Source organism: Rathayibacter sp. AY1A3 (assembly GCF_002930975.1).
In the GTDB taxonomy this organism is placed as follows: Bacteria; Actinomycetota; Actinomycetes; order Actinomycetales; family Microbacteriaceae; genus Rathayibacter.
Genome location: NZ_PSTO01000015.1, coordinates 24,368 through 47,943 on the forward strand (window position 1 = coordinate 24,368; position 23,576 = coordinate 47,943).

The window sequence follows — 23,576 nt, forward strand, 5'->3', positions numbered from 1 at the left end:
CTCAGCGTTCGCCGGGCGGGGCGCGCCGTGCGGCCGGGCCTACAGGTCCTGCAGCTCTGCCGGGAGGTTCGCGTCGGTGCCCGGGATGTCGAGGTCGGACGCGCGCTTGTCGGCCATCGCGAGGAGGCGGCGGATGCGGCCGGCGACGGCGTCCTTCGTCATCGGCGGATCGGCGTGGTGGCCGAGCTCGTCGAGGCTCGCGTCGCGGTGCGCGAGGCGCAGGCGCCCGGCGTAGCGGAGGTGCTCGGGGATGTCGTCGCCGAGGATCTCCATCGCGCGCTCGACGCGGGCGCACGCCGCGACGGCGGCCTGGGCGGAGCGGCGGAGGTTCGCGTCGTCGAAGTTGACGAGGCGGTTCGCGGTCGCCCGCACCTCGCGGCGCTGGCGCAGCTCCTCCCAGCTCGCGACGGTCGCGGTCGCGCCCATCAGGGTGAGCATCGCGCTGATGCTCTCGCCGTCGCGGATGACGACCCGGTGGACGCCGCGCACCTCGCGGGACTTGGCCTGGACTCCCAGGCGTCCGGCGGCTCCGACGATCGCCATGGCCGCCTCGTTGCCGGGGCAGATGATCTCGAGCGCCGCGGAGCGGCCCGGGTCGGTCAGCGAGCCCTGGGCGAGGAAGGCGCCGCGCCACAGGGCGGCGAGCTCCTCGCGGGAGCCGGTCGTGAGGCGGTTGGGCAGGCCGCGGACGGGCCGGCCCCGCTGGTCGAGGAGGCCGGTCTGCCGGGCGAGGGTGTCCCCGCCCTCGACGACGCGCACCAGCCAGCTCGTGGTCCTCCGGGATCCGCCGGCCGAGACGATGCTGCCCTCGCTGCGGACGCCGTACAGCTCCGCGAGGTCGCGGCGCACGCGGGTCGCGAGCGGGGCGGAGTCGAGCTCGACCTCGACCGCGAGGCGGTTGGAGATGATGTGCAGTCCTCCGGAGAAGCGGAGGATGGTCGCCAGTTCGGCGGCACGGACGGTGTTCTTGCGCGAGACGATCGCGACCAGTTCGCCCTTGACGTCTGCGGTGAGGGCCACGGAGTCTTCCTTACGTCGGGTGCGCGGCTGAGCGCGCGGGGATCATTCTCGGCCGAGGTCGCGGTGCGCCACGTTGACGGCGACGCCCGGCAGCTCGGCCAGACGGGCCGCGACACGGCCCGCGACCGCGACGGAGCGGTGCTTGCCTCCCGTGCAGCCGATCGCGATGGTCGCGTGGCGCTTGTTCTCGCGCTGGTAGCCGTCGAGCACGGGGCGCAGGGCCCGGGAGTAGGAGTCGATGAACTCCTCGGCGCCCTGCTGGGCCAGCACGTAGTCTCTCACCTCTTCGTCGAGACCCGTGTGCGGACGCAGCTCCGGGATCCAGTACGGGTTCGGCAGGAACCGCGCGTCGGCCACCATGTCGGCGTCCGTCGGCAGCCCGTACTTGAAGCCGAAGCTCATCACCGTGACCTGGAGGCCCGCGCGGCCGGCCTCGGCGAAGCGCTCGGTGATGCTGGTGGCCAGCTGGTGGATGTTGAGGTCCGAGGTGTCGATGACGATGTCGGCCGACTCCCGCAGCTGAGCGAGGCGCGTCCGCTCGGCGGAGATGCCGTCGAGGAGGGTCCCCCGGCCCTGCAGCGGGTGCGGACGGCGCACCTGCTCGAAGCGGCGGACGAGCGCGGCGTCGGTGGCCTCGAGGAACACCACTCGGAGGTCGACCCCGGCGCGCAGCTCGCGGACGATGTCGCCGAGGTCCTCGAAGAAGTCGCGTCCGCGGACGTCGACGACCGCCGCGATCTTCGGCAGCGTGTCCCCTGCACGCTGCGCCAGGTCGACCAGCGGGCGCAGCATCTGCGGCGGCAGGTTGTCGACGACGTACCAGCCGAGGTCCTCCAGCGCGTTCGCGGCCGTGGACCGGCCCGCTCCGGACATCCCCGTGACGATCAGCACGTCCTGCTGCTCGCTCTCCGTGCTCATGCGCTCTCCGTGCTCGTGTCTGCTCGTGTCCTCGGTGCCGGGCACCGGCCGCTCTCCCCCGGAGCGCGGGCCTCCAGCCTAGGGCGTGCCCCTGACGGAGGACCCGTCCGGATGCAGGTGCGCGTGGATCGCGCCCGCCAGCGTCGGGCCGATGCCCTTGACCTCGGCGATCTCGGCCTCGCCCGCCTCGCGGAGCCGGGCGACGGATCCGAAGTGCTTCAGCAGGTCGCGGACTCGCGTGCCTCCGAGCCCGGGCACCTCGGCCAGCTGCGACGAGATGTCGCGCTTGCGACGCGTCCTCTGGTGGGTGATCGCGAAGCGGTGCGCCTCGTCGCGGATGCGCTGGAAGAGGAAGAGCGCATCGCTGTTGCGCGGCAGGATGACGGGGAAGTCGGAGTCCGGCAGCCAGATCTCCTCGAGGCGCTTGGCGATCCCGCAGAGGGTGATGCCGGTCACCCCGGACTCGTCGAGCGCGCGCTGCGCGGCTGCGACCTGCGGCTGGCCGCCGTCGACGATCAGCAGCTGCGGGGGGTACGAGAACTTGCGCCGCTTGGCCTCGCCGGTCTCGGGGTCGACCGCCGCGGGCTCGACCGGCTCGCGGAGGTACGCGAGGCGGCGGGTGAGCACCTGGTGCAGCGACTCGGTGTCGTCCGTCGACTCCGCGATGGAGAACCGCCGGTACTGGTCCTTCCGCGCGAGCCCGTCCTCGAAGACCACCATCGAGGCGACGATGTTGGTGCCGCTGAGGTGGGAGACGTCGTAGCACTCCATCCGGAGCGGCGCCTCGCTCATGCCGAGGGCGTCGCGGATGTCCTCCAGGGCCTGCGTCCGAGCGGTGAAGTCGGCGGAGCGGCGGGTCTTGTAGAGCATCAGCGAGTGCTTCGCGTTCTGCGTCGCCGTCTCGAGGAGGGCGGCCTTGTCTCCGCGCTGGGCCGCTCGGAGGCGCACGTTCGTGCCGCGCAGTCCGCTCAGCCACTCCTCGAGCGCCTCGGTGTCCTCGGGCAGCTCCGGCACGACGACCTCCCGGGGCGGGACGTCGCCGGTCTCGTAGGCGGCCTGGAGTGCCGTGTCGACGAGCTCCGCCGTGCTCATGTCGAGCTCCTTGTCGACGACCCAGCCCCGCTCGCCGCGGATGCGCCCGCCGCGGACCCGGAACTGCTGCACGGAGGCGGCGAGTTCGTCGTGGACGATCGCGTAGAGGTCGACGTCCACGTTGTCCTTGAGCACGACCGCGCTCTTGGCGAGGACCGCGTCGAGGGCGGCGGCCTGATCGCGCAGCTTCCCCGCGCGCTCGTACTCCATCGCCGCGGCGGCCTCGCGCATCTCCTTCTCGAGCTCGCCGATCATCCGGCGGTCGTGGCTGCCCATGAAGGCGACGAAGCGGTCGACCATCTCGCGGTGCTCGGCGAAGGTGACGCGGTGGGAGCAGGGCCCGCCGCAGCGGCCGATCTGCGACGCGAAGCAGGGCTTGCCGCTCTGCATGGCGCGCTTGTAGTTGGAGTCGTTGCAGGTCCTGATCGGGAACGCCTTGATCATCAGGTCGATCGTCTCGTGGATCGCCCAGATCTTGGGGTAGGGCCCGAAGTAGCGGGCCTTCCTGATCTTGGCGTTCCGCGTGACCATCACCCGCGGGGCCTCGTCGCCGAGCGTCACCGCCATGTAGGGGTAGGACTTGTCGTCGCGGAACTTGACGTTGAAGGGTGGATCGAACTCGTTGATCCAGGTGAACTCGAGCTGCAGGGCCTCGACGTCGGTGCCGACGACGGTCCACTCGACGCCGGAGGCCGAGGTGACCATCCGCCGGGTGCGCTCGTGCAGGCTCGGCAGCGGGGCGAAGTAGTTGCTCAGCCGCGCGCGGAGGTTCTTGGCCTTGCCCACGTAGAGCACCCGCCCCCGGGCGTCCGTGAAGCGGTACACGCCCGGTAGGGTCGGGATCTCACCCGGCTTCGGCCGGAAGTCGACTGTCTGCGCCATGCCTCTCGCTCGCGTCAGCCGAGGATCTCGGCGAGGAACATGCCGGTGTGGCTGCCCTCGACCTTCGCCACGTGCTCGGGGGTGCCCACCGCGACCACCTGTCCGCCGCCGGCGCCGCCCTCGGGACCCATGTCGATCAGCCAGTCGGCGGACTTGATGACGTCGAGGTTGTGCTCGATGGTGATCACCGTGTTGCCCTTGTCGACCAGGCCGTTGAGGACGAGGAGGAGCTTGCGGACGTCCTCGAAGTGCAGGCCCGTCGTCGGCTCGTCGAGCACGTAGACGCTGCGGCCGTTGGAGCGGCGCTGGAGCTCGGTGGCCAGCTTCACGCGCTGCGCCTCGCCGCCGGAGAGCGTGGTCGCGCTCTGCCCGAGGCGGACGTAGCCGAGGCCCACCTCCACCAGCGTGCGGAGGAAGCGGTGGATCGCCGTGATCGGCTCGAAGAAGTCGGCCGCCTCGGCGATCGGCATGTCGAGCACCTCGGCGATGTTCTTGCCCTTGTAGTGCACGGTCAGGGTGTCGCGGTTGTAGCGCGCTCCCCCGCAGACCTCGCACGCCACGTAGACGTCGGGCAGGAAGTTCATCTCGATCTTGATGGTGCCGTCGCCCGAGCAGGCCTCGCAGCGGCCGCCCTTGACGTTGAAGCTGAAGCGGCCGGGCAGGTACCCCCGCGCCTTCGCCTCGGTGGTCTCGGCGAAGAGGTTGCGGATGCGGTCGAACACGCCCGTGTAGGTGGCGGGGTTCGAGCGCGGCGTGCGGCCGATCGGGTTCTGGTCGACGTGCACGACCTTGTCGAGGTTCTCGAGGCCGGTGACGCGCGTGTGCTTGCCCGGCACCTTGCGGGCGCCGTTGAGCTGGTTGGCGAGCACGCGGTAGAGGATGTCGTTCACGAGGGTGCTCTTGCCGGAGCCGGAGACCCCGGTGACCGCGACGAACGTGCCGAGCGGGAACTCCGCGTCGACCTTGCGGAGATTGTTGGCGTTCGCCCCGACGACCTTGATCATCCGCTTGCGGTCGATCTTCCGCCGCTTCTTCGGGACCTCGATCGCCTTGCGGCCCGAGACGTAGTCGCCGGTCAGCGAGTGGGTGTTCTCGAGCAGCGACTCGTAGGAGCCGGAGTGCACGACCTTGCCGCCGTTGACCCCGGCGCCCGGGCCGATGTCGACGATCCAGTCGGCGGTGCGGATGGTGTCCTCGTCGTGCTCGACCACGATCAGCGTGTTGCCCAGGTCGCGCAGCTTGATGAGGGTGTCGATCAGGCGGCGGTTGTCGCGCTGATGCAGGCCGATGCTCGGCTCGTCGAGCACGTAGAGCACGCCGGTCAGCCCGGAGCCGATCTGGGTCGCCAGGCGGATGCGCTGCGCCTCGCCGCCCGACAGGGAGGCGGCGGCGCGCGAGAGGTTGAGGTAGTTGAGCCCGACCTCGATGAGGAAGTCGATGCGCGCGCGGATCTCGCGCAGCACCTGCGCGGCGATGTGCGCCTCGCGGTCGGTCAGCTCGAGCCGGCTCATGAAGTCCTGGGCGTCGCCGAGGCTGAGGTCGGCCACGTCCGCGATGCTCGCCCCGTGCACGAGCACGGCGAGCACCTCCGGCTTCAGGCGGGAGCCCTTGCACACGGGGCAGGGCACCTCGCGGAGGAACTCGGACCAGCGGGTGCGCTGGACATCGGTCTCGGCCTGGACGAACTGGCGCTCGATGTAGGGCACGACGCCCTCGAAGCCCGAGGTGTAGCTCATCTCGCGGCCGTAGCGGTTCTTCCACTTGACCTTGACCTCGAAGTTGTCGCCGTGGAGGACGGCCTGTTGCACCTCGGTGCTGAGGCGCTTCCACGGGGTGGTGAGCGTGAAGCCGAGGTCGCGGGAGAGGCCGTCGAGCAGCTTCTCGTAGTACTGGAACAGGCCCTTGCCCTGGGTGGTCCAGGGGATGATGACGCCCTCGGCGATGCTCAGGTCGGGGTCGCCGAGCAGCAGCTCGTCGTCGACCGACATGCGCGTGCCGAGGCCCGAGCACTCCGGGCAGGCGCCGAAGGGCGCGTTGAAGGAGAAGGTCCGCGGCTCGATCTCGGTCAGCGAGATCGGGTGGTTGTTGGGGCAGGACAGCTTCTCGGAGTAGGTGGTCCAGGCGCCGTCGCCCTCGCCGTCGACGTAGTTGATCTGCACGATGCCGTCGGTGAGCCGCAGGGCCGTCTCGAGCGAGTCGGTGAGGCGCCCGAGGATGTCGGGGCCGGCCACGAGCCGGTCGACCACGACGGAGATGTCGTGCTTGTACTGCTTCTTGAGCACCGGCGGCTCGCTCAGCTGGACGAGCTTCCCGTCCACCATGGCGCGGGAGTAGCCGCCCGCGGTCAGCTCCTTGAAGAGGTCGACGAACTCGCCCTTCTTCTGCGAGACGACGGGGCTGAGGATCTGGTAGCGGGTACCGGTCTCGAGCTCCATCAGCTGGTCGGCGATCTGCTGCACGGTCTGCGCGGAGATCCGCTCGCTGCAGATGGGGCAGTGCGGGACGCCGATGCGCGCCCAGAGCAGACGCATGTAGTCGAAGATCTCGGTGATCGTGCCGACGGTGGAGCGCGGGTTGCGGTTCGTCGACTTCTGGTCGATCGAGACCGCGGGGCTGAGGCCCTCGATGAAGTCGACGTCAGGCCGGTCCACCTGCCCGAGGAACTGGCGGGCGTACGCGGAGAGGGACTCGACGTAGCGCCGCTGGCCCTCCGCGAAGATCGTGTCGAAGGCCAGGGAGGACTTGCCCGAGCCCGAGAGACCGGTGAACACCACCATCGAGTCGCGCGGGATCTCGAGGTCGACGTTCTGCAGGTTGTGCACCCGCGCGCCGCTCACCACCAGCTTCGAGGACGACTCGTCGAGCGAGGAGACGAAGCGGTGGAAGGAGGGAGAGGGGGTGGAGGAGGGGTCCGTAACGGCGTTCAGGATCGACACTCCGAAAGTGTATGCGGAGCCACCGACATCGCCCGTGGCGTTCGCTGGGCGCTGATCCGCGGGCCCCTCCCCTTGCGGATCAGCGCCCCCGATCAGGACAGGTGCCCGGCCTTCTCCATCTGGCGGAGCTCGCGCTTGAGCTCCTGGACCTCGTCCCGCAGCCGGGCCGCGAGCTCGAACTTGAGCTCGCCCGCCGCCTGGAGCATCTGCCCGTTGAGGTCGGAGATGATCGCCTCGAGGTCGTTGCCGCCGTTCGCGGCGAGACCCTGACGGCGCAGGTTCGGCGTCGGGCTCTTCTTCTTGGCGTCGCGGCCGGCGAGCAGCTTGGCGGTGTCGGCCCCCTCGCGGGCGAGGGCGTCGGTGATGTCGGCGATCTTCTTCCGCAGCGGCGTCGGGTCGATGCCGTGGTCGAGGTTGTAGGCGACCTGCTTCTCGCGTCGGCGGTCGGTCTCGTCGATCGCGAGCCGCATCGAGTCCGTCACCTTGTCGGCGTACATGTGGACCTCGCCCGAGACGTTGCGCGCCGCACGGCCGATCGTCTGGATCAGCGACGTGGACGAGCGGAGGAAGCCCTCCTTGTCGGCGTCGAGGATCGCCACGAGCGAGACCTCGGGCAGGTCGAGCCCCTCGCGCAGCAGGTTGATGCCGACCAGGACGTCGTACACGCCCGCCCGCAGCTCCGAGAGGAGCTCGACGCGGCGCAGGGTGTCGACATCGGAGTGCAGGTAGCGGACGCGGACGCCGGCCTCCGTGAGGAAGTCGGTGAGCTCCTCGGCCATGCGCTTCGTCAGCGTCGTGACGAGCACGCGCTCGTCGCGCTCGGTGCGGCGCTTGATCTCCTCGAGCAGGTCGTCGATCTGGCCCTTCGTCGGCTTGACGACGATCTCGGGGTCGATCAGGCCGGTCGGGCGGATGATCTGCTCGACGATGCCGTCGGCGATGCCCATCTCGTAGCGGCCCGGGGTCGCCGAGAGGTAGACGGTCTGACCGACGCGCGACTTGAACTCCTCCCACTTCAGGGGCCGGTTGTCCATCGCCGAGGGCAGGCGGAAGCCGTGCTCGACCAGCGTGCGCTTGCGGGACGCGTCGCCCTCGTACATCGCACCGATCTGCGGCACCGTCACGTGCGACTCGTCGATCACGACGAGGAAGTCGTCCGGGAAGTAGTCGAGCAGGCAGTGCGGGGCCTCGCCCGACTCGCGGCCGTCGATGTGGCGGGAGTAGTTCTCGATGCCGGAGCAGAATCCGATCTGCTGCATCATCTCGAGATCGAAGGTCGTGCGCATCCGAAGGCGCTGCGCCTCGAGGAGCTTGTTCTGCTTCTCGAGGTCGGCCAGGCGCACCTCGAGCTCCTGCTGGATGGTGTCGATCGCACGGTGCATGACGTCCTGGCTGGCGACGTAGTGCGAGCCGGGGAAGACCGACACGGAGTCGAGCTTCCGGACGATGTCGCCGGTGAGCGGGTGGAGCGTGTAGAGCGCCTCGATCTCGTCGCCGAACATCTCGATCCGGATCGCGAGCTCCTCGTACATCGGGATGATCTCGATCGTGTCGCCCCGCACCCGGAAGGTGCCGCGGGCGAAGTCGACGTCGTTGCGCGCGTACTGCATCGACACGAACTTGCGGATGAGGCGGTCCCGGTCGACCCGCTGGCCGACCTGGAGCGCCACCATCGCCTCGAGGTACTGCTCGGGCTGGCCGAGGCCGTAGATGCACGAGACGGTCGACACCACGATCACGTCGCGGCGGCTCAGGAGCGAGTTCGTGGTGGAGTGGCGCAGCCGCTCGACCTCGGCGTTGACCGAGCTGTCCTTCTCGATGAAGGTGTCGGTCTGCGGGACGTAGGCCTCGGGCTGGTAGTAGTCGTAGTACGAGACGAAGTACTCGACGGCGTTGTTGGGGAACAGCTCGCGGAACTCGTTGGCGAGCTGCGCGGCGAGGGTCTTGTTGTGCGCGAGCACGAGCGTGGGGCGCTGCACGGCCTCGACGAGCCAGGCCGTGGTCGCGGACTTGCCGGTTCCGGTGGCGCCCAGCAGGACGACATCGGTCTCGCCGGCGTTGATGCGGGCGCTCAGATCGGCGATCGCGCCGGGCTGGTCACCGCTCGGCTTGTACTCGCTGATGACCTCGAACGGGTGCACGGCACGGGTTGGCTCCATGGTTCGAAGCGTAGCCGCGACCACCGACACCGGACGGCGCGTGCGCTGGCGGCGAACGGGGGTGCGCTCCCCGGCCGGGCCGCTCGGTCACGAGGGCGGGTGTCCGGGAGGGACCGTCAGCGGGCGAGCCGCTCCCACAGCGCGTCGGTCCGAGCGAGCGTCTCCTCCAGCGTGCCGGAGGAGTCGATCACGACGTCGGCGAGGGCGAGGCGCTCCTCGTCGCTCGCCTGCGACGAGACCCGCGCACGAGCCTCCTCCTCGGTCAGTCCCCGGAGGGCGACGAGACGCTCGATGCGGAGGTGCTGCGGCGCGTGCACGACGACCACCTCGTCGAACTCCCCCGCTCCACGGCCCTCGGCGAGGAGGGGGACGTCGTAGACGACCACCGCGGCCGGGTCCGCCTCGGCGGCCTCCGCGAACAGCCGCTGCGAGCGGAGGGTCACCGCCGGATGGGTGATCGCATTGAGGTCGGCGCGGGCCGCCGCGTCCGAGAAGACGATCGCGCCGAGCGCCGGGCGGTCGAGCGCGCCGTCCGCGCGGATCACGGACGGGCCGAAGCGCTCGGCGATCGCCGCCAGCGCCGGCTCCCCCGGCTCGACGACCTCGCGCGCGAGGACGTCGGCGTCGACCACCACCGCTCCGTGCTCGGCGAGACGGCGGGCGACGGTGGACTTGCCCGAGGCGATGCCTCCGGTGAGGGCGACGAGATGCACCCGGCCACCCTACCCAGCGCCGTCGCCCGGAACGCCGAACGGCCGACCCCCGAGGGGACCGGCCGTTCGATGCGATGTGCTCGCGATCAGTTGTTCGAGGACAGCTTCTCGCGGAGCGCGGCGAGCGACTCGTCGTCGGCGAGGGTGCCGCCGGTGGTCGACTCGCTGGTGAAGCCGGCGCCGACCGAGACGCCCTCGGAGACGGTGGCCGCCTCCTCCTGCGACTTGGCGACCTGGGCCTTGTGGGCCTCCCAGCGCGCCTGAGCAGCGGCGTACTCCAGCTCCCAGGCCTCGCGCTGCGACTCGAAGCCCTCGCGCCACTCGTTGGTCTCGGGGTCGAAGCCCTCGGGGTACTTGTAGTTCCCCTGGTCGTCGTACTCCGTGGCCATGCCGTAGAGCGCCGGGTCGAACTCGGTGCCCTCGGGGTCGACGTTCTCGTTCGCCTGCTTGAGCGAGAGGGAGATGCGGCGACGGTCGAGGTCGATGTCGATGACCTTGACGAACACCTCTTCGCCGACCGACACGACCTGCTCGGCGAGCTCGACGTGCTTGCCCGACAGCTCGGAGATGTGGACGAGGCCCTCGATGCCGTCCGCGACGCGGACGAAGGCACCGAACGGGACCAGCTTCGTGACCTTGCCCGGCGCGACCTGTCCGATCGCGTGGGTGCGGGCGAAGACCTGCCACGGGTCCTCCTGGGTCGCCTTGAGCGAGAGCGACACGCGCTCGCGGTCGAGGTCGACCTCGAGGATCTCGACGGTGACCTCCTGGCCCACCTCGACGACCTCGGAGGCGTGCTCGATGTGCTTCCAGGAGAGCTCGGAGACGTGGACGAGACCGTCGACGCCGCCGAGGTCGACGAACGCGCCGAAGTTGACGATCGACGACACGACGCCCTTGCGGACCTGACCCTTGTGCAGGTTGTTCAGGAACGTGGTGCGGCTCTCGGACTGCGTCTGCTCGAGGAGCGCGCGACGCGACAGGACCACGTTGTTGCGGTTCTTGTCGAGCTCGAGGATCTTCGCCTCGATCTCCTGGCCGAGGTACGGCGTGAGGTCGCGGACGCGGCGCAGCTCGATGAGCGAGGCCGGGAGGAAGCCGCGGAGGCCGATGTCGACGATGAGACCGCCCTTGACGACCTCGATGACCGAGCCGGTGACGACGCCGTCCGACTCCTTGATCTTCTCGACGTCGCCCCACGCGCGCTCGTACTGCGCACGCTTCTTGGACAGGATCAGGCGACCCTCCTTGTCCTCCTTCTGGAGGACGAGGGCCTCGACGCTGTCGCCCACGTTGACGACCTCGGAGGGGTCGACGTCGTGCTTGATGGAGAGCTCGCGCGAGGGGATGACGCCCTCGGTCTTGTAGCCGACGTCGAGGAGGACCTCGTCGCGGTCGATCTTCACGACGGTGCCTTCGATGAGGTCTCCGTCGTTGAAGAACTTCAGAGTCTTTTCGACCGCGGCAAGAAAGTCTTCAGCAGACCCGATGTCGTTGATCGCGACCTGCTTGGTTGCCTTGTCGGTCGTTGCGGTTGTCATTAAGGGATGCTCCAGGATGGATGGGTCTCGGGCGGCGGCCGCCTGCGGGCCTCGCGGCTCGGCGGAGTGGTGACCACTGCGGTGGTGAGGGATGTGCCTCCGGCCCGGGAGCCGCGCTCGGCCGGCCGGAGGACCGGCCTTCCTCGCGCGCCGCGGGCACGGCGGCGCCACAGATGTGACACCCCAGCTTAGACGCCCCGGGAGGCGCACGGCAATCTCGCCGCGCCCGTCCAGGCGCGGGTTCCGGAGTCAGCCGGCGAGGGAGGAGCGGAGGGTGTCGAGACCGACGCCGCCGAGGTCGAGCGCCCTCCGGTGGAAGGCCGCGAGCGAGAACGCGGCGCCCTCGCGCGCCTCCGCCTCGTCGCGCAGCTGCTCCCAGATCCGCTGCCCGATCTTGTAGGACGGAGCCTGCCCCGGCCAGCCGAGGTACCGGTTCACCTCGAAGCGCACGAACGCGTCGTCCATGTTCACGTTGGCCCGCATGAAGTCGAGGGCCGACTCGGCGGTCCAGACGGTGCCGGAGCCCGGCATCGGCTTCTGGAGGTGCACGCCGATGTCCAGCACGACGCGCGCCGCGCGCATCCGCTGGCCGTCGAGCATGCCCAGGCGGTCGGCCGGGTCGTCGAGGTAGCCGAAGCGCTCCATCAGCCGCTCCGCGTAGAGCGCCCAGCCCTCGGCGTGGCCGGAGGTCCCGGCGAGCTGACGGCGCCAGGTGTTGAGGCGGGCGCGGTTGTGGACGGCCTGGCCGATCTGCAGGTGATGGCCCGGGACGCCCTCGTGGTAGACCGTGGTCAGCTCCCGCCAGGTGGCGAACTCGGTGACTCCGGCCGGAACCGACCACCACATCCGCCCCGGGCGCGAGAAGTCGTCGCTCGGACCGGTGTAGTAGATGCCGCCCTCCTGGGTCGGCGCAATCCTGCACTCGAGGCGGCGCACCTCCTCCGGGATGTCGAAGGCGGTGCCGGCGAGCTCGCGGACGGAGCGGTCGCTGGTCTCCTGCATCCAGGCCTGCAGAGCGTCGACGCCGTGCAGAGTGCGGGCCGGGTCCGCCTCGAGGTGGGCGATCGCCTCGGCGACGGAGGCGCCGGGCAGGATCTCGCGCGCGATCGCCTCCTGCTCGGACGTCATGCGGGCCAGCTCCTCGATCCCCCACTCGTAGGTCTCGTCGAGGTCGACGACAGCGCCGAGGAAGCGGCGGGAGTGCAGCGCGTACAGCTCCCGGCCGACGGCGTCCTGCTCGGTCGCGGCGGGGGCGAGCTCGCCCCGGAGGAACTGCGCGAGCGACCCGTAGGCGGCCGAGGCACGGCGGGCGCCGTCCTCCAGTCGCTGAGCGAGCGACGCGGGCAGGGATCCGGCGGCGGGAGCGGCCTCCGCGGCCAGCTCGGCGAAGAACCCGCGGGGAGCGGCGATCTTCCGCGCCTGCTCGGCGACGAGCTCGACCTGGCGGCGGGCGGGGACCACGCCGGTGCGGATCCCCTCGCGCAGGGTCTCCGCGTAGCCCTCGAGGGCGGCCGGCACGGCCAGCAGCCGCTCGGCGACCGCCTCCCAGTCGGCGACCTCGTCCGTCGGCATCAGGTCGAAGACGTCGCGCAGCTCCTGCGCCGGGGACGCGATCACGTTGAGGTCCCGCAGCGGCAGACCGGCGTCGTGCCCCTCCAGGGAGAGCCGGAGCTCGGCGCCGAGGTCGGCGACCGTGACGCTGTCGACGTCGTCCACGGGGTCGGCTGCCTCGAGCTCGGCGAGGGCCGAGGCGGTCGCCGCCCGGGCGCGCTCGAGACCGGCCGGCGAGTAGTCGCCCAGGCGGCCGTTCGCGCCGCTGCGTCCGATCGCGGTGCCGAGGGTGGGGTCGAGGTCGACGAGCGTGTCGACCCAGCGCTCGGCCACGGCGTCGACGGCGGTGGGCTCGCGGGGGATGTCGGTGCTCATGCCTCCGAGCCTAGCCAGGCGCTGCGGCCGGCTCAGTGCGCGGCGACGTCCCAGTCGGACCCGTGGCCCACCTGCACCTCGAGCGGGACGCTCAGGTCGGCGGCTCCCGCCATCCGGCCGCGGACGATGGCCTCGAGCGGCTCCTCCTCGCCGGGGGCGACGTCGAAGATGAGCTCGTCGTGCACCTGGAGGAGCATCCGCGAGCCGAGCCCCTGCTCGTCGAGGTCGGCCTGCACGCCGATCATCGCCCGCTTCATGATGTCGGCGGCCGAGCCCTGGATCGGCGAGTTGAGCGCCGCCCGCTCGGCGTTGTCGCGGAGGACGCGGTTCGCGCTCTGCAGGTCGGGGAAGGGACGCCGGCGACCGAAGATCGTCTCGGTGTAGCCGGTCTCGCGGGCCTGCTCGACGACGCTGCGGAGGTAGTCGCGCACCGCGCCGAAGCGGACGAAGTAGTCGGTCATCAGCTGCTTCGCCTCGGCGCTCGAGATGCGCAGCTGCTTCGACAGGCCGAAGGCGCTCAGGCCGTAGGCGAGGCCGTACGACATCGCCTTGACCTTGTTGCGCATGGCCGAGGTGACGTCGCCCGGATCGACGCCGAAGATCCGCGATCCGACGAAGCGGTGCAGGTCCTCGCCGGAGTGGAAGGCCTCGATCAGCCCGGCGTCCCCGGAGAGGTGCGCCATGATCCGCATCTCGATCTGCGAGTAGTCGGCGGTGAGGAGGGTGCTCGCGTCCGCTCCGTGGACGAAGGCGGTGCGGATGCGGCGGCCCACCTCGCTGCGGACGGGGATGTTCTGCAGGTTCGGGTCGTTGGAGGAGATCCGGCCGGTGGCCGTGCCGGTCTGGTCGTAGCTGGTGTGGATCCGGCCGTCGGCGGTGACCGACTTCTCGAGCGTCTCGATGATCTGCTTGAGCTTGGTCGCGTCGCGGTGCTCGAGGAGCAGCCCGAGGAACGGGTGCGGGTGCGACTCCTGCAGGTCTGCGAGGGCGGAGGCGTCGGTGGTGTAGCCCGTCTTCGTGGCCCGGGTGCGCGGCATGTCGAGCTCCTCGAAGAGGACCTGCTGCAGCTGCTTGGGCGAGCCGAGGTTCATCTCGTGGCCGATCTCGGCGAACGCGCGGCTCGCGAGGTCGGCGGCCGAGACGGTCAGCTCGGCGCGGAGGCGCGCCAGCACATCGGCGTCGATCGCGACGCCGGTGAGCTCCATCGTCGCGAGGACCTGAACGATCGGCAGCTCGATGTCGACGAGCACCGAGAGCATCCCCTCGCCCAGCCGCTCGCGCAGCGGAGCGACGAGCCGGTACGCGTACCAGGCCTCGGTGGCGGGCCCCATCGGCTCGACGGTGGGGACCAGCTGGTTCGGGTCGCCCTGCGCCATGGTCTCGTCGAGGTGCTGCGCGACCTGCGCCGCGAGCGTGGCCGGGTGCCCGGTGGGCTGCACCAGCCAGGAGGCGACGCGGGTGTCGAACGCGAGCCCCGCGACGGGGAGTCCGGCCCTCCGCAGCGCCTTGATCTGGGGCTTCGCGTCGGCGAAGTACTTGGGGGCGGGCCCGGCCAGCCACTGCTCGAGCGCGGTGTAGTCGGGCCGCTCGGCGGCCCACGGGACGAACGCCGTCTCCTTCTCGACCGCGAGACCCACACCCTCGAGCCCGCCGGCTCCGAGCAGGACCTGCACGGCGACGGGCGCTGTGCCCTTCGCCGACACGCGGTCGAGCCAGTGCGCGAGCTCCTCGTCGACCAGGGTGCGGACGGCGGGTGCGGAGGTCGTGACCACGTCGCCCGCCAGGGCCGCGGCAGCGCCGTCGACGCCCTCCTCCGCGGCGATCGTGAGGACCCTCTCCTGCAGGGTCTTGAACTCGAGGCGGCTGAAGATCTCGCGGACCGCGTCGGGATCGATCGGACGGCGCGTCAGATCGTGCGGCCCGAGGGGGAGCTCGACGTCCGTCACCAGCCGGTTGAGGCGGCGGTTGCGGAGCGCGTTCTCCTTCTGCTCGCGCAGCTTCTCGCCGACCACGCCCTTGATCTCGTCGGCGTGGGCGATGATGTCGGCGACCGTGCCGTACTGGTTGACCCACTTCGCGGCCGTCTTGGGGCCGACCTTGTCGACGCCGGGCAGGTTGTCGCTGGTCTCGCCGACGAGGGCGGCGATCTCGGGGTACTGGTGCGGCTCGACGCCGTACTTCTCGAACACCTTGTCGCGGTCGTAGCGGGTGAGCTGCGAGACGCCCTGGGTGGAGGGGTAGAGCAGGGTGACGTCCGGAGTCACCAGCTGGATGGTGTCGCGATCGCCCGAGACGACCAGCACGCGGAAGCCGGCCTCGGCCCCCTGGCGGGCGAGCGTCGCGAGGATGTCGTCGGCCTCGAAGTCCTCCTTCGAGACGGTCCGGATGTTCATGGCGTGCAGCGCCTCCTCGAGGAGGGGGACCTGGCCCTTGAACTCGGGCGGCGTCTCGCCGCGGGTGCCCTTGTACTCCGGGTACTCGCGCGTGCGGAACGAGTAGCGGGAGATGTCGAACGCGACGCCGAGGTGGGTCGGCTTCTCGTTCTTCAGCAGCAGGATCAGCATCGAGAGGAAGCCGTGGATGGCGTTCGTGTGCTGGCCCTCGCGGGTCTGGAAGCTGTCGACCGGGAGCGCGTAGAACGCCCGGAACGCCAGGGAATGGCCGTCGACGAGCAGGAGGGTAGGCTGTTCCGGATCTGACACAGGGCCAGACTACACAGCGCCTCCGACACCGGATCGGCCCGCTCGCGCCCGCCGGTCAGGGCCGCTCCGAGGCTCCAGCGCGAGGAGCGACGTGACCGAGCCGACCCCCACCACGACCGCCTGGATCCGCCCGCCCGCGCTCGACCTGGTCGCCGGGATCGGCCGCGGCATGGGCGAGCTCGCCGAGCGGATGGGGATCCTCTGGCACGAGCTCACCCCGCAGCACTCGGTGGCCTCGATGCCCGTCGAGGGCAACCGGCAGCCGGTCGGCATCCTGCACGGCGGCGCGCACGTCGTGCTCGCCGAGTCGATGGGCTCGATCGCGGCGAACGTGCACGCCGGCGCGGGCCGCCTGGCGATGGGCATCGAGCTGAACGCGAGCCACAGCCGCTCGGTCCACTCGGGCTTCGTGATCGCCACCTGCGACGCGATCCACCTGGGGTCCACCCTCACCACCCACGAGATCGTCGTGCGCGACCAGGAGGGGCGCCGCCTCTCCACCGTGCGGATCACCAACATCATCCGCGACGCCCGCTGACGGGAGCGGACGGGTCCCCCTCGCGGGAGCGGAGGGCGACGACCGCGCCCAGGACCGCGACCGCCGTCGGGACCGCCCGCGCCTGCGAGCGACGGGGGATCGACCGATCGGCCGCGCCGCTCGGGGACCAGGCACCGCGGCGAGCGGCACTGTCAAGCGACGGCGCGCGACTGTGCCCGGTGGTGCCCGAAGGGCGACACTGAGCGGATGAGCCTTCGCCATCTCCTCAAGAGCCTCCCGTCCATGCCCTCCGAGCTGCCCTCGTTCGATGCGGAGGCGGCTCCGGCCGATCCTCTCGAGCTGTTCGCGCAGTGGCTCGAGGAGGCGAAGGACGCGGGCCAGCTCCTCCCCCACGGCGCCACGCTCTCCACCGCCTCCGACGACGGCACGGTCTCGGCGCGCGTGCTCGTGCTGCGCGAGATCGACGAGGCGGGCTGGGCGTTCTCCACCCATGCCACCAGCCCCAAGGGACGCGCCATGGAGGAGAACCCGCACGCTGCGCTGGCCTTCTTCTGGCCGGTCCAGGGCCGTCAGGTCCGGGTCGAGGGCCGGGTCGAGCGCGCCTCCGCGCAGGAGTCGGCCGACGACTTCCGCCGCCGCTCCGAGGCCGCTCGCACCGCCCTGCTCGTCGGACGCCAGAGCGAGCCGATGCGCAGCGCGCAGGACTTCGGCCTCGTCACGCTCCAGACCAGCGTCGCCGTGGGCTGCTCGCCGGCGACGCTCGACCGGGAGTGGGCCGTCTACCGCGTCGTGCCCGAGCGCATCGAGTTCTGGCAGGGCTCGACCGCGCCGGAGCAGGATCACACCCGTCTCGAGTACCGCCCGGGAACGACGGAGGCGGGCGGCTCCCCGTGGGAGCGCACCCGCCTCTGGCCCTGAGGCCGTGGGCCCTCGGGCCCGGCCTCGCGCTAGGCCTTCTTCGTGCTCAGCTGCTCGATGATCGCCTGCGCGACGTCGTGCATGGTGAGCCGGCGGTCCATGGAGGCCTTCTGGATCCAGCGGAACGCCTCGGGCTCGGTGAGCCCCATCTTCTCGTTGAGCAGGCCCTTGGCGCGGTCGACGAGCTTGCGGGTCTCGAAGCGCTCGACCATGTCGGCGACCTCGGCCTCGAGGGTGAGGATCTGGGCGTACCGCGAGAGGGCGATCTCGATCGCGGGCAGCAGGTCGTTGGGCGTGAAGGGCTTCACGACGTAGGCGAGCGCTCCGGCCTCGCTGGCGCGCTCGACGAGCTCCTTCTGGCTGAAGGCGGTGAGCAGGACGACGGGCGCGATGTGCGCCTTCGAGAGGCGCTCGGCCGCCGAGATGCCGTCGAGCTGGGGCATCTTGACGTCCATGATGACGAGATCGGGGCGCAGCTCGGTGGCGAGGGCCACAGCGGTCTCGCCGTCGCCGGCCTCGCCGACGACCTCGAAGCCGTTGTCGCGGAGGATCTCCACGATGTCGAGGCGGATGAGGGATTCGTCTTCGGCGACGACGACCCGACGGGGTGCGGTCGACGAGGGTTCCTGGTCAGTCACGCCGATGAGCCTACGGTATTCTCGACGGGCTGGTGATGAGCCGGTGTGGCGGAATGGCAGACGCGGGGCACTCAAAATGCTCTGTCCGAGAGGGCTTGTGGGTTCGAGTCCCACCACCGGTACCCGCCTGGTCGCGCGGTGCGCGCCTCCGCTCGCTAGCGTCGTCGGATGAGCACCGACCCCTGGCCCCTGTTCTCGCTGGAGCTGCGCACGCCGCGGCTCGAGCTTCATCCGGTCCGCGACGCCGACCTCGGCCCTCTCGCCGAGGCAGCCCTCGCGGGCGTGCACGAGAGCGGCCGCTCGCCGTTCCCCTCCCCCTGGGCCGAGGCGCCGGCGGAGCGCCTGCCCGGCGAGCTCGCCCGCTTCCACTGGTCGCAGCGCGCGCAGACGACGCGGGAGTCGTGGCGCGTCGCGTTCGCCGTGGTCGAGGACGGCCGGGTCGTCGGCTGCCAGGACGTGGTCGCCGAGTCCTTCGCCGCCACCCGCACCCTGACCACGGGCTCGTGGCTCACCCGCTCGGCGCAGGGCCGCGGCCTCGGGCGGGAGATGCGCGCCGCCGTCCTCCTCCTCGCCTTCGACCACCTCGGAGCCGAGGTCGCCGAGAGCGCCGCTCTCGCCTGGAACACCCGCTCGATCCGGGTCTCGGAGGCCCTCGGCTACCGGCCGAACGGGACGCACCGGATCGTCGGTCCGGACGGTGCGCCGGTCGAGGAGCTGCGGTTCCGCGTCACGCAGGAGACCCTGGTACGGCCGGAATGGACGCTGGAGGCCTCGGGGATCGACGCCGCACGAGCGGTCCTCGTCCAGGACCCGCTCGGTCCGCCCTCCCCCGTCTGATTCACCAGAACATCGTGCCCGGCGAGCCCTTGAACGGACCGACCACGCGCGAGGTGATCCAGCCGCCGTAGAAGTCGCCCGGCTGCGGCTGGACCGCCTCGCCGTCGACCGTGCAGGAGTCCATCCGGCCGGGGTAGAGGGCGACGGTGTCGACGAGGGCCTCGAAGCCGGCCATCGGCTCGGGGTACGTCCAGCCCGCCGCCTCCGCGACCGCTCCTCCTCCCCCGCGCACGGTCAGGTAGGAGGCCGCGCCCTTGAACTCGCAGATGCTGCGGCCGGGCGCGGGCTCGAGCGCCCCGGGCGCGAACGAGGACACGGGGAGGTAGTAGACGGGAGGGTGGCTCGTCTCGAGGACGCGGAGAGCGTCGCGGGACTCGGCGACGACGACGCCGCCCAGCCGCACGACCACGTGCTCGGTGGTGGTCTCGACCCTCGGGGGTCGCGGGTAGTCCCAGACGGATTCCTGGCCCTCGGCGGGCGGCACGCGCTTCATCCCGCTCACGCTACGCGGCGGGGAGCGGTGCTCCGGCGCCTCCCAGAGGATGCCCGGGCGGACGCCGCGGCTCCGCAGATCCCCGCCGCCGGGACGCGCGGGGGCCCCGGTCGCGTAACGTCGTCCCTGCGGCGGAACCCCGAGCCCGCGCGCAGAAGGAATCCAGAGTGCCCACCGAATGCATCCACGGCCTCGACATCGCGCTCTGCGACGTCTGCACCCCGAAGAAGCTCCCCGAGCAGGTCGGCCGTGCCACCCGCGCCCCCGCGCGCGTGCCCGGGACCTCCCGTGCGGCCACCGCCCGTGCCGCCGCCCGCGGCACGGCGCGCGAGAAGCCCCTGCCGAAGGTCGACATCGCCGCGCAGCGGATCTACCACGTCACCCACCTCGACAACCTCGAGGCGATCGTCGCCGCCGGCGCGATCCTGGCGGACCAGCAGCTCCAGGAGCGCCCCGCGATCGACGTCAGCGCCGAGACCACCCGCGAGCACCGCCGTGCCGTGCAGGTGAAGGACGGCGTCAGCGTCGCCGGCTTCGTGCCCTTCTTCCTCTCCCCCGACGCCGCCCTCTGGGCCGACCTGCGCGGCGAGCGGGTCGCTCCGCACTGGTCGCCGAGCGCCCACGAGACCACCGCTTCGCAGTACGTCGTCCTGGTGGGCTCGCTCGCCTCCGCCCCGGTCCTGAGCGACGGCGACGCCTCCCACGTCCTCACGCGCTTCACCGAGGGCGACGCGCTCGTGCGCACCTTCGCGCGCCTCCTGGTCGACGAGCCGGCCCTGCGCAGCGCCGAGGCGCTCGTGCCCGAGCGCTTCCCGCTCGAGGGCGTCGCGACGGTCGGCGTGGCGTCGGTCGCCGCCCGCAACCGCGTCAAGGCTCTCTTCGAGGGCATCGACGCCTCTCCCCGCGTCGCCGTCTACCCGCCGTGGTTCCACCCGGTGGCCGAGGAGGAGTGACCCGGCGCTAGTCGGCCTCGAGGAGGTCGAGGCGGTCGGCCAGGTACCGGCGCAGCGGCATCAGTCCCTGCTCGCCCAGACCGGGCGCCCAGCGCACGAGCACCTCGGAGCCGCGCAGGGCCAGCGGCTCCTGGCCCGACTCGAGCGCTGCGGCGTCCAGTGCGAGGCGCCGCCAGCCGTAGTTGACGATCTCGCCCTCCTGGAACGGACCGTCGAAGGCGGCGCGCCGGATCTCGCGGCGCGCCTCCTGCGACTCGGACTGGTTGTTGGCGTGCAGCGGAGCGACTGCACGAGTGACCGATCCCGTCGCGAGGAGCTCGCCCTCGCGTCCGAGGAGCACCACGCCGAGGCGCCACGCGCGGGTCACCGGCGCCATCACCGGCTTGCGGCGGAAGCCGAGGATCGCGCGCGGCGTCCGCAGCTCGGCGACGGCCTGGTCGGCTATGCCGCGGGCGTCGAGCTCGGCGGAGACCTCGCGCAGGAGCGCGGCCAGATCGGCGGCGGCCTGCTCGGCCCCGGGTGCTGCGGGCATCGCTCCTCCTCGGCTCGTCCCGCCAGCCTACGGGCGCGGTGTGCACCGGCCACCCCGCTCCGCACCGCTAGCATCGCCTGACGACACCGAGGAGGACGAGCGATGCGCGTCATCATGATGGGCCCGCCCGGCGTGGGCAAGGGCACCCAGGCGGCCGTGCTGTCGCGCGAGCTGGGGGTGCCGGCGATCTCCACCGGCGATCTGTTCCGCGCGCACGTCGCCGACGGCACCGACCTCGGACGGCGTCTGCGGGCGCTCGTGGAGGCCGGCGAGTACGTGCCGGACGAGCTGACGAACGCCCTGGTCGCCGAGCGCATCGCCGAGGAGGACGCCCGGGACGGGTTCATCCTCGACGGCTACCCGCGCACGCTCGCCCAGGTGGACGCGCTGGCGGAGCTCCTCGAGGAGCGGGGCACGCCGCTCTCGTGCGTCGTGCTGCTGACGGCCGACGCGGACGTGGTCCTCGAACGGCTGCACGTGCGGGCGCAGGAGCAGGACCGCGCCGACGACGACCCCGAGGTGGTGCGGAACCGGATCGAGGTCTACGAGCGCGAGACGGCTCCTCTGGCGGAGGTCTACGATGAGCGCGAGCTCCTGGTGCGGATCGACGGCTCCGCCTCGCAGGACGAGGTCGCCGCGAGGATCATCGCGGCGTGCCGGCCCGAGTGAGCCGACCCGCCGCGACGCGGGCTCAGATCGCCGAGGCGAGGACCTCGTCGAGCTTGGCCGAGGCCTCCTCGTCGGTGCCCTTCAGGGCGAGCGAGAGCTCCGACACGAGGATCTGACGCGCCTTCAGGAGCATCCGCTTCTCGCCGGCCGAGACGCCGCCCGCCTGCTCGCGGCGCCACAGGTCGCGGACGACCTCGCTGACGCGGTACACGCTGCCGCTGGCCATCTTCTCCTGGTTGGCCTTGAAGCGGCGGGACCAGTTGCTGGCCTCCTCCGCGACGTCGCTGCGCAGGACGTCGTAGACCGACTGGACTCCGGCGTCGTCGATGATCTCGCGGACGCCGACGAGCTCGGCGTTCTCGACGGGGAGGGTGATGGTGAGCTCGCTGGTGTGCACGTTCATCGTCATGAACGTCTTCTCGACGCCCTTGACCGAGCGCTTCTCGAGCCCGGTGATCGTCACCGCTCCGTGGTGCGGGTAGACCAGGGTCTCGCCGACCTCGAATGTCATCATGTCGTGCCTTTCGTCGTGGGGCGTGGTGGGAGTGAGGAGTCCAGGGGGCGCAGCGGCGCCGCGGCGAGCCAGGCCGGGAGCAGCGCGACGAGGTGCTCGACCAGCTCCTCGTCGGTGCCGTCGAGGGAGCCGGCGAGCCAGGCGCCGACCACGGAGAGGACGCCGCCGGCCGCGAAGACCGCGGTGAGCTCGGGGTCGACCGCTGCGGGGACGTCGACCCGGGCGAGCACCTCGCGGTGCAGGGCGAGCGCCGTGTCGAGCACGGCGTCGTCGGAGGCGACCCGGGCGGAGGCCCGCGCGCGGAGCCGGGCATGGAAGGCGTGGCGGTCGACCAGCCGCTCGACGAGCCGCGAGTAGCCGCGCTGCAGGGCGTCGGCTCCGGAGCGGTCGGCGGGATCGCCCTCGGCGACGTCGGCGACCACGAGGTCCTGGCGGAGCAGCGCGGAGGCGACTCCCGCCGCGTCGTCGAAGTGGGCGTAGAACGAGCTGCGGCTGATCCCGGCCTCGCGCACGATGTCGCTCACCGCGATGCCCTCGGCCCTCTCGCCGTCGCTCTGCATGACGAGCCGCTCGACCGCGTCGAACACGCGGCGGCGGGTGCGCCGGGCTCGCGGATCGGCGGAGCCGAGCGCCGAGGGGGACTCCGCCGCGGGCACGGAGGCGAGGCGGGCGGGAGTCATCGGCGTCAGTCTACCACTTCCCGGACAGGTGTACGGGAAGAGCGTCAGGCGCCGGTGCGCACCTGGTCGAGGCCGGCGATGCGGTCGATCGCGGCCTGCTCGCTCGGCGAGACCCGGCCGAGATACCGACCCAGGAACACGAACAGCAGGCGGTTCGCCGTGATCGCGGGCCACCACGGGCGCCGGAGGCCCAGGAGCCTCCGCACCTCGGGGCTGAGCGAGGCGACCGCGCCGGCGAACAGCAGCGGGTAGACCACGCCCGCCTCGCCCGGCAGCCGGATGTCGCGGAGGAAGCCGACCGCCTCGTGCACGCGTGCGTCGGGCTTGAGCTCGCCCGCGAATCCGGCGAGCTGCGCGCGGAGCTCCGCGACGCTCTCGGGCGGATCCTCCACTCCGAGCAGCCGGCCGGAGGCGGCCCACTCGCGCACGTAGGCGTCGGGGCCGCCGGGGATCCGTCCGCCCCAGATCTCGTGGGCGCCGAGGAACGCGTCGGTGAAGGCGTCGTGCACCCAGAGCAGCAGGCGGGGGTCCTGCGCCGAGTAGGAGCGCTCACGCCCGCCGGCGTCCTCGTAGGAGCCGACGATCCGCTCGTGCACGCCGGTCACCCAGCGCGCCGCTCCGCTCGCCGCGGCGGTGTCGCCGAAGCTGGTGGTCAGGACCCAGCGGACCGTGTTGTCGAGCCGGCCCATCGGGTCCTCGCGGTAGCGGGAGTGGTCGTGCACACCGGCCATCGCTCCGGCGTGGAGGGTCTGCATGAGCAGAGCCCGCACTCCGGCGATCATCGTGGGCAGGCCGCCGTTGACCGCCCAGACCGCGCTGCCCGGTCCGAAGAGCCCGGCGTCGTCGCCCTTCTCGAGGGCCATGATCCAGTCGGCGCGGGGGCGGGGGCGGCGGCGTCTCATCCGCTCAGTGTGCGCTCAGATCCTGGGCCGCGGCTGGCCGTTCTGTCACCCT

At 71.5% G+C, this 23,576-nt stretch carries 20 protein-coding genes and 1 tRNA gene; 6 read left to right on the forward strand and 15 right to left on the reverse strand.

Features of this window, described 5'->3' with window-relative positions:
* Window positions 1-39 precede the first annotated feature (39 nt).
* The 9 genes from whiA to polA all read right to left on the reverse strand — a co-directional run bounded on the left by whiA (window position 40) and on the right by polA (window position 15,889).
* On the reverse strand, window positions 40-1,020 hold the full coding sequence (gene whiA, locus C5C10_RS08945) for a DNA-binding protein WhiA (RefSeq protein WP_104221905.1): 981 nt from the start codon (window positions 1,018-1,020) through the stop codon (window positions 40-42).
* 42 nt (window positions 1,021-1,062) lie between these two features.
* Entirely contained in the window at window positions 1,063-1,938 is an 876-nt protein-coding gene (gene rapZ / locus C5C10_RS08950; protein ID WP_097166020.1) for an RNase adapter RapZ, read from the reverse strand.
* Window positions 1,939-2,016: 78 nt separating this feature from the next.
* A complete protein-coding gene (uvrC, locus tag C5C10_RS08955; protein WP_104329053.1) occupies window positions 2,017-3,912 on the reverse strand; it encodes an excinuclease ABC subunit UvrC in 1,896 nt (631 codons plus the stop codon).
* A gap of 14 nt (window positions 3,913-3,926) precedes the next feature.
* Window positions 3,927-6,752: an excinuclease ABC subunit UvrA gene (gene uvrA, locus C5C10_RS08960; protein WP_244229661.1), complete on the reverse strand. Its 2,826-nt coding sequence runs from the start codon at window positions 6,750-6,752 to the stop codon at window positions 3,927-3,929.
* A 188-nt stretch (window positions 6,753-6,940) separates the two neighbouring features.
* Entirely contained in the window at window positions 6,941-9,007 is a 2,067-nt protein-coding gene (gene uvrB, locus C5C10_RS08965) for an excinuclease ABC subunit UvrB (protein ID WP_104221901.1), read from the reverse strand.
* 116 nt (window positions 9,008-9,123) lie between these two features.
* On the reverse strand, window positions 9,124-9,720 hold the full coding sequence (gene coaE, locus C5C10_RS08970) for a dephospho-CoA kinase (RefSeq protein WP_104221899.1): 597 nt from the start codon (window positions 9,718-9,720) through the stop codon (window positions 9,124-9,126).
* Between the two features lie 86 nt (window positions 9,721-9,806).
* On the reverse strand, window positions 9,807-11,261 hold the full coding sequence (gene rpsA / locus C5C10_RS08975; protein WP_104225298.1) for a 30S ribosomal protein S1: 1,455 nt from the start codon (window positions 11,259-11,261) through the stop codon (window positions 9,807-9,809).
* 249 nt (window positions 11,262-11,510) lie between these two features.
* Complete coding sequence (locus C5C10_RS08980; protein ID WP_104329054.1) at window positions 11,511-13,187, reverse strand: DUF885 domain-containing protein; 1,677 nt, start codon at window positions 13,185-13,187, stop codon at window positions 11,511-11,513.
* 32 nt (window positions 13,188-13,219) lie between these two features.
* Entirely contained in the window at window positions 13,220-15,889 is a 2,670-nt protein-coding gene (gene polA, locus C5C10_RS08985) for a DNA polymerase I (RefSeq protein ID WP_104273125.1), read from the reverse strand.
* A 91-nt stretch (window positions 15,890-15,980) separates the two neighbouring features.
* Here polA and C5C10_RS08990 point away from each other — a divergent pair, with 91 nt between their 5' ends.
* Both C5C10_RS08990 and C5C10_RS08995 read left to right on the forward strand, forming a co-directional pair.
* Window positions 15,981-16,427, forward strand: a complete 447-nt coding sequence (locus C5C10_RS08990) for a PaaI family thioesterase (protein WP_374953047.1) — start codon at window positions 15,981-15,983, stop codon at window positions 16,425-16,427.
* 207 nt (window positions 16,428-16,634) lie between these two features.
* Window positions 16,635-17,306 carry a pyridoxal 5'-phosphate synthase gene (locus C5C10_RS08995; RefSeq protein WP_104329055.1) on the forward strand — a complete coding sequence of 224 codons (672 nt, stop codon included), beginning with the start codon at window positions 16,635-16,637 and terminating at the stop codon, window positions 17,304-17,306.
* Window positions 17,307-17,335: 29 nt separating this feature from the next.
* On the opposite strand, the gene C5C10_RS09000 is transcribed toward C5C10_RS08995, so the two are convergent.
* Window positions 17,336-17,944, reverse strand: coding sequence for an ANTAR domain-containing response regulator (locus tag C5C10_RS09000; RefSeq protein ID WP_104221889.1), 609 nt, complete (start codon window positions 17,942-17,944; stop codon window positions 17,336-17,338).
* Window positions 17,945-17,983: 39 nt separating this feature from the next.
* Here C5C10_RS09000 and C5C10_RS09005 point away from each other — a divergent pair.
* Both C5C10_RS09005 and C5C10_RS09010 read left to right on the forward strand, forming a co-directional pair.
* Window positions 17,984-18,066, forward strand: a tRNA-Leu gene (locus C5C10_RS09005).
* A gap of 46 nt (window positions 18,067-18,112) precedes the next feature.
* Window positions 18,113-18,781 (forward strand): GNAT family N-acetyltransferase, encoded by a 669-nt coding sequence (locus tag C5C10_RS09010; RefSeq protein WP_104329056.1) that lies wholly within the window; start codon window positions 18,113-18,115, stop codon window positions 18,779-18,781.
* Between the two features lies 1 nt (window position 18,782).
* Here C5C10_RS09010 and C5C10_RS09015 read toward each other — a convergent pair whose 3' ends face one another.
* A complete protein-coding gene (locus tag C5C10_RS09015) occupies window positions 18,783-19,274 on the reverse strand; it encodes a DUF427 domain-containing protein (protein ID WP_104221885.1) in 492 nt (163 codons plus the stop codon).
* A gap of 167 nt (window positions 19,275-19,441) precedes the next feature.
* Here C5C10_RS09015 and C5C10_RS09020 point away from each other — a divergent pair, with 167 nt between their 5' ends.
* A complete protein-coding gene (locus C5C10_RS09020; protein WP_104221883.1) occupies window positions 19,442-20,227 on the forward strand; it encodes a DarT ssDNA thymidine ADP-ribosyltransferase family protein in 786 nt (261 codons plus the stop codon).
* Between the two features lie 7 nt (window positions 20,228-20,234).
* Here the strand turns inward: C5C10_RS09020 and C5C10_RS09025 are convergent, their stop codons facing one another.
* Window positions 20,235-20,759 (reverse strand): hypothetical protein, encoded by a 525-nt coding sequence (locus C5C10_RS09025; protein WP_104232649.1) that lies wholly within the window; start codon window positions 20,757-20,759, stop codon window positions 20,235-20,237.
* 102 nt (window positions 20,760-20,861) lie between these two features.
* On the opposite strand from C5C10_RS09025, the gene C5C10_RS09030 reads away from it, so the two are divergent.
* Window positions 20,862-21,428 (forward strand): adenylate kinase, encoded by a 567-nt coding sequence (locus C5C10_RS09030; RefSeq protein WP_104221879.1) that lies wholly within the window; start codon window positions 20,862-20,864, stop codon window positions 21,426-21,428.
* 22 nt (window positions 21,429-21,450) lie between these two features.
* Here C5C10_RS09030 and C5C10_RS09035 read toward each other — a convergent pair whose 3' ends face one another.
* The 3 genes from C5C10_RS09035 to C5C10_RS09045 are packed head-to-tail and all read right to left on the reverse strand — an operon-like array spanning window position 21,451 to window position 23,524.
* The gene (locus C5C10_RS09035) at window positions 21,451-21,939 is read right to left on the reverse strand and encodes a CarD family transcriptional regulator (protein WP_104329064.1); all 489 of its coding nucleotides are present in this window, start codon (window positions 21,937-21,939) and stop codon (window positions 21,451-21,453) included.
* Entirely contained in the window at window positions 21,939-22,622 is a 684-nt protein-coding gene (locus C5C10_RS09040; RefSeq protein ID WP_104221877.1) for a TetR/AcrR family transcriptional regulator, read from the reverse strand. Before C5C10_RS09040 ends, C5C10_RS09035 begins: the two co-directional genes overlap by 1 nt.
* Before the next feature lie 44 nt (window positions 22,623-22,666).
* Window positions 22,667-23,524 carry an oxygenase MpaB family protein gene (locus C5C10_RS09045; protein ID WP_104329057.1) on the reverse strand — a complete coding sequence of 286 codons (858 nt, stop codon included), beginning with the start codon at window positions 23,522-23,524 and terminating at the stop codon, window positions 22,667-22,669.
* Window positions 23,525-23,576: the final 52 nt, after the last annotated feature.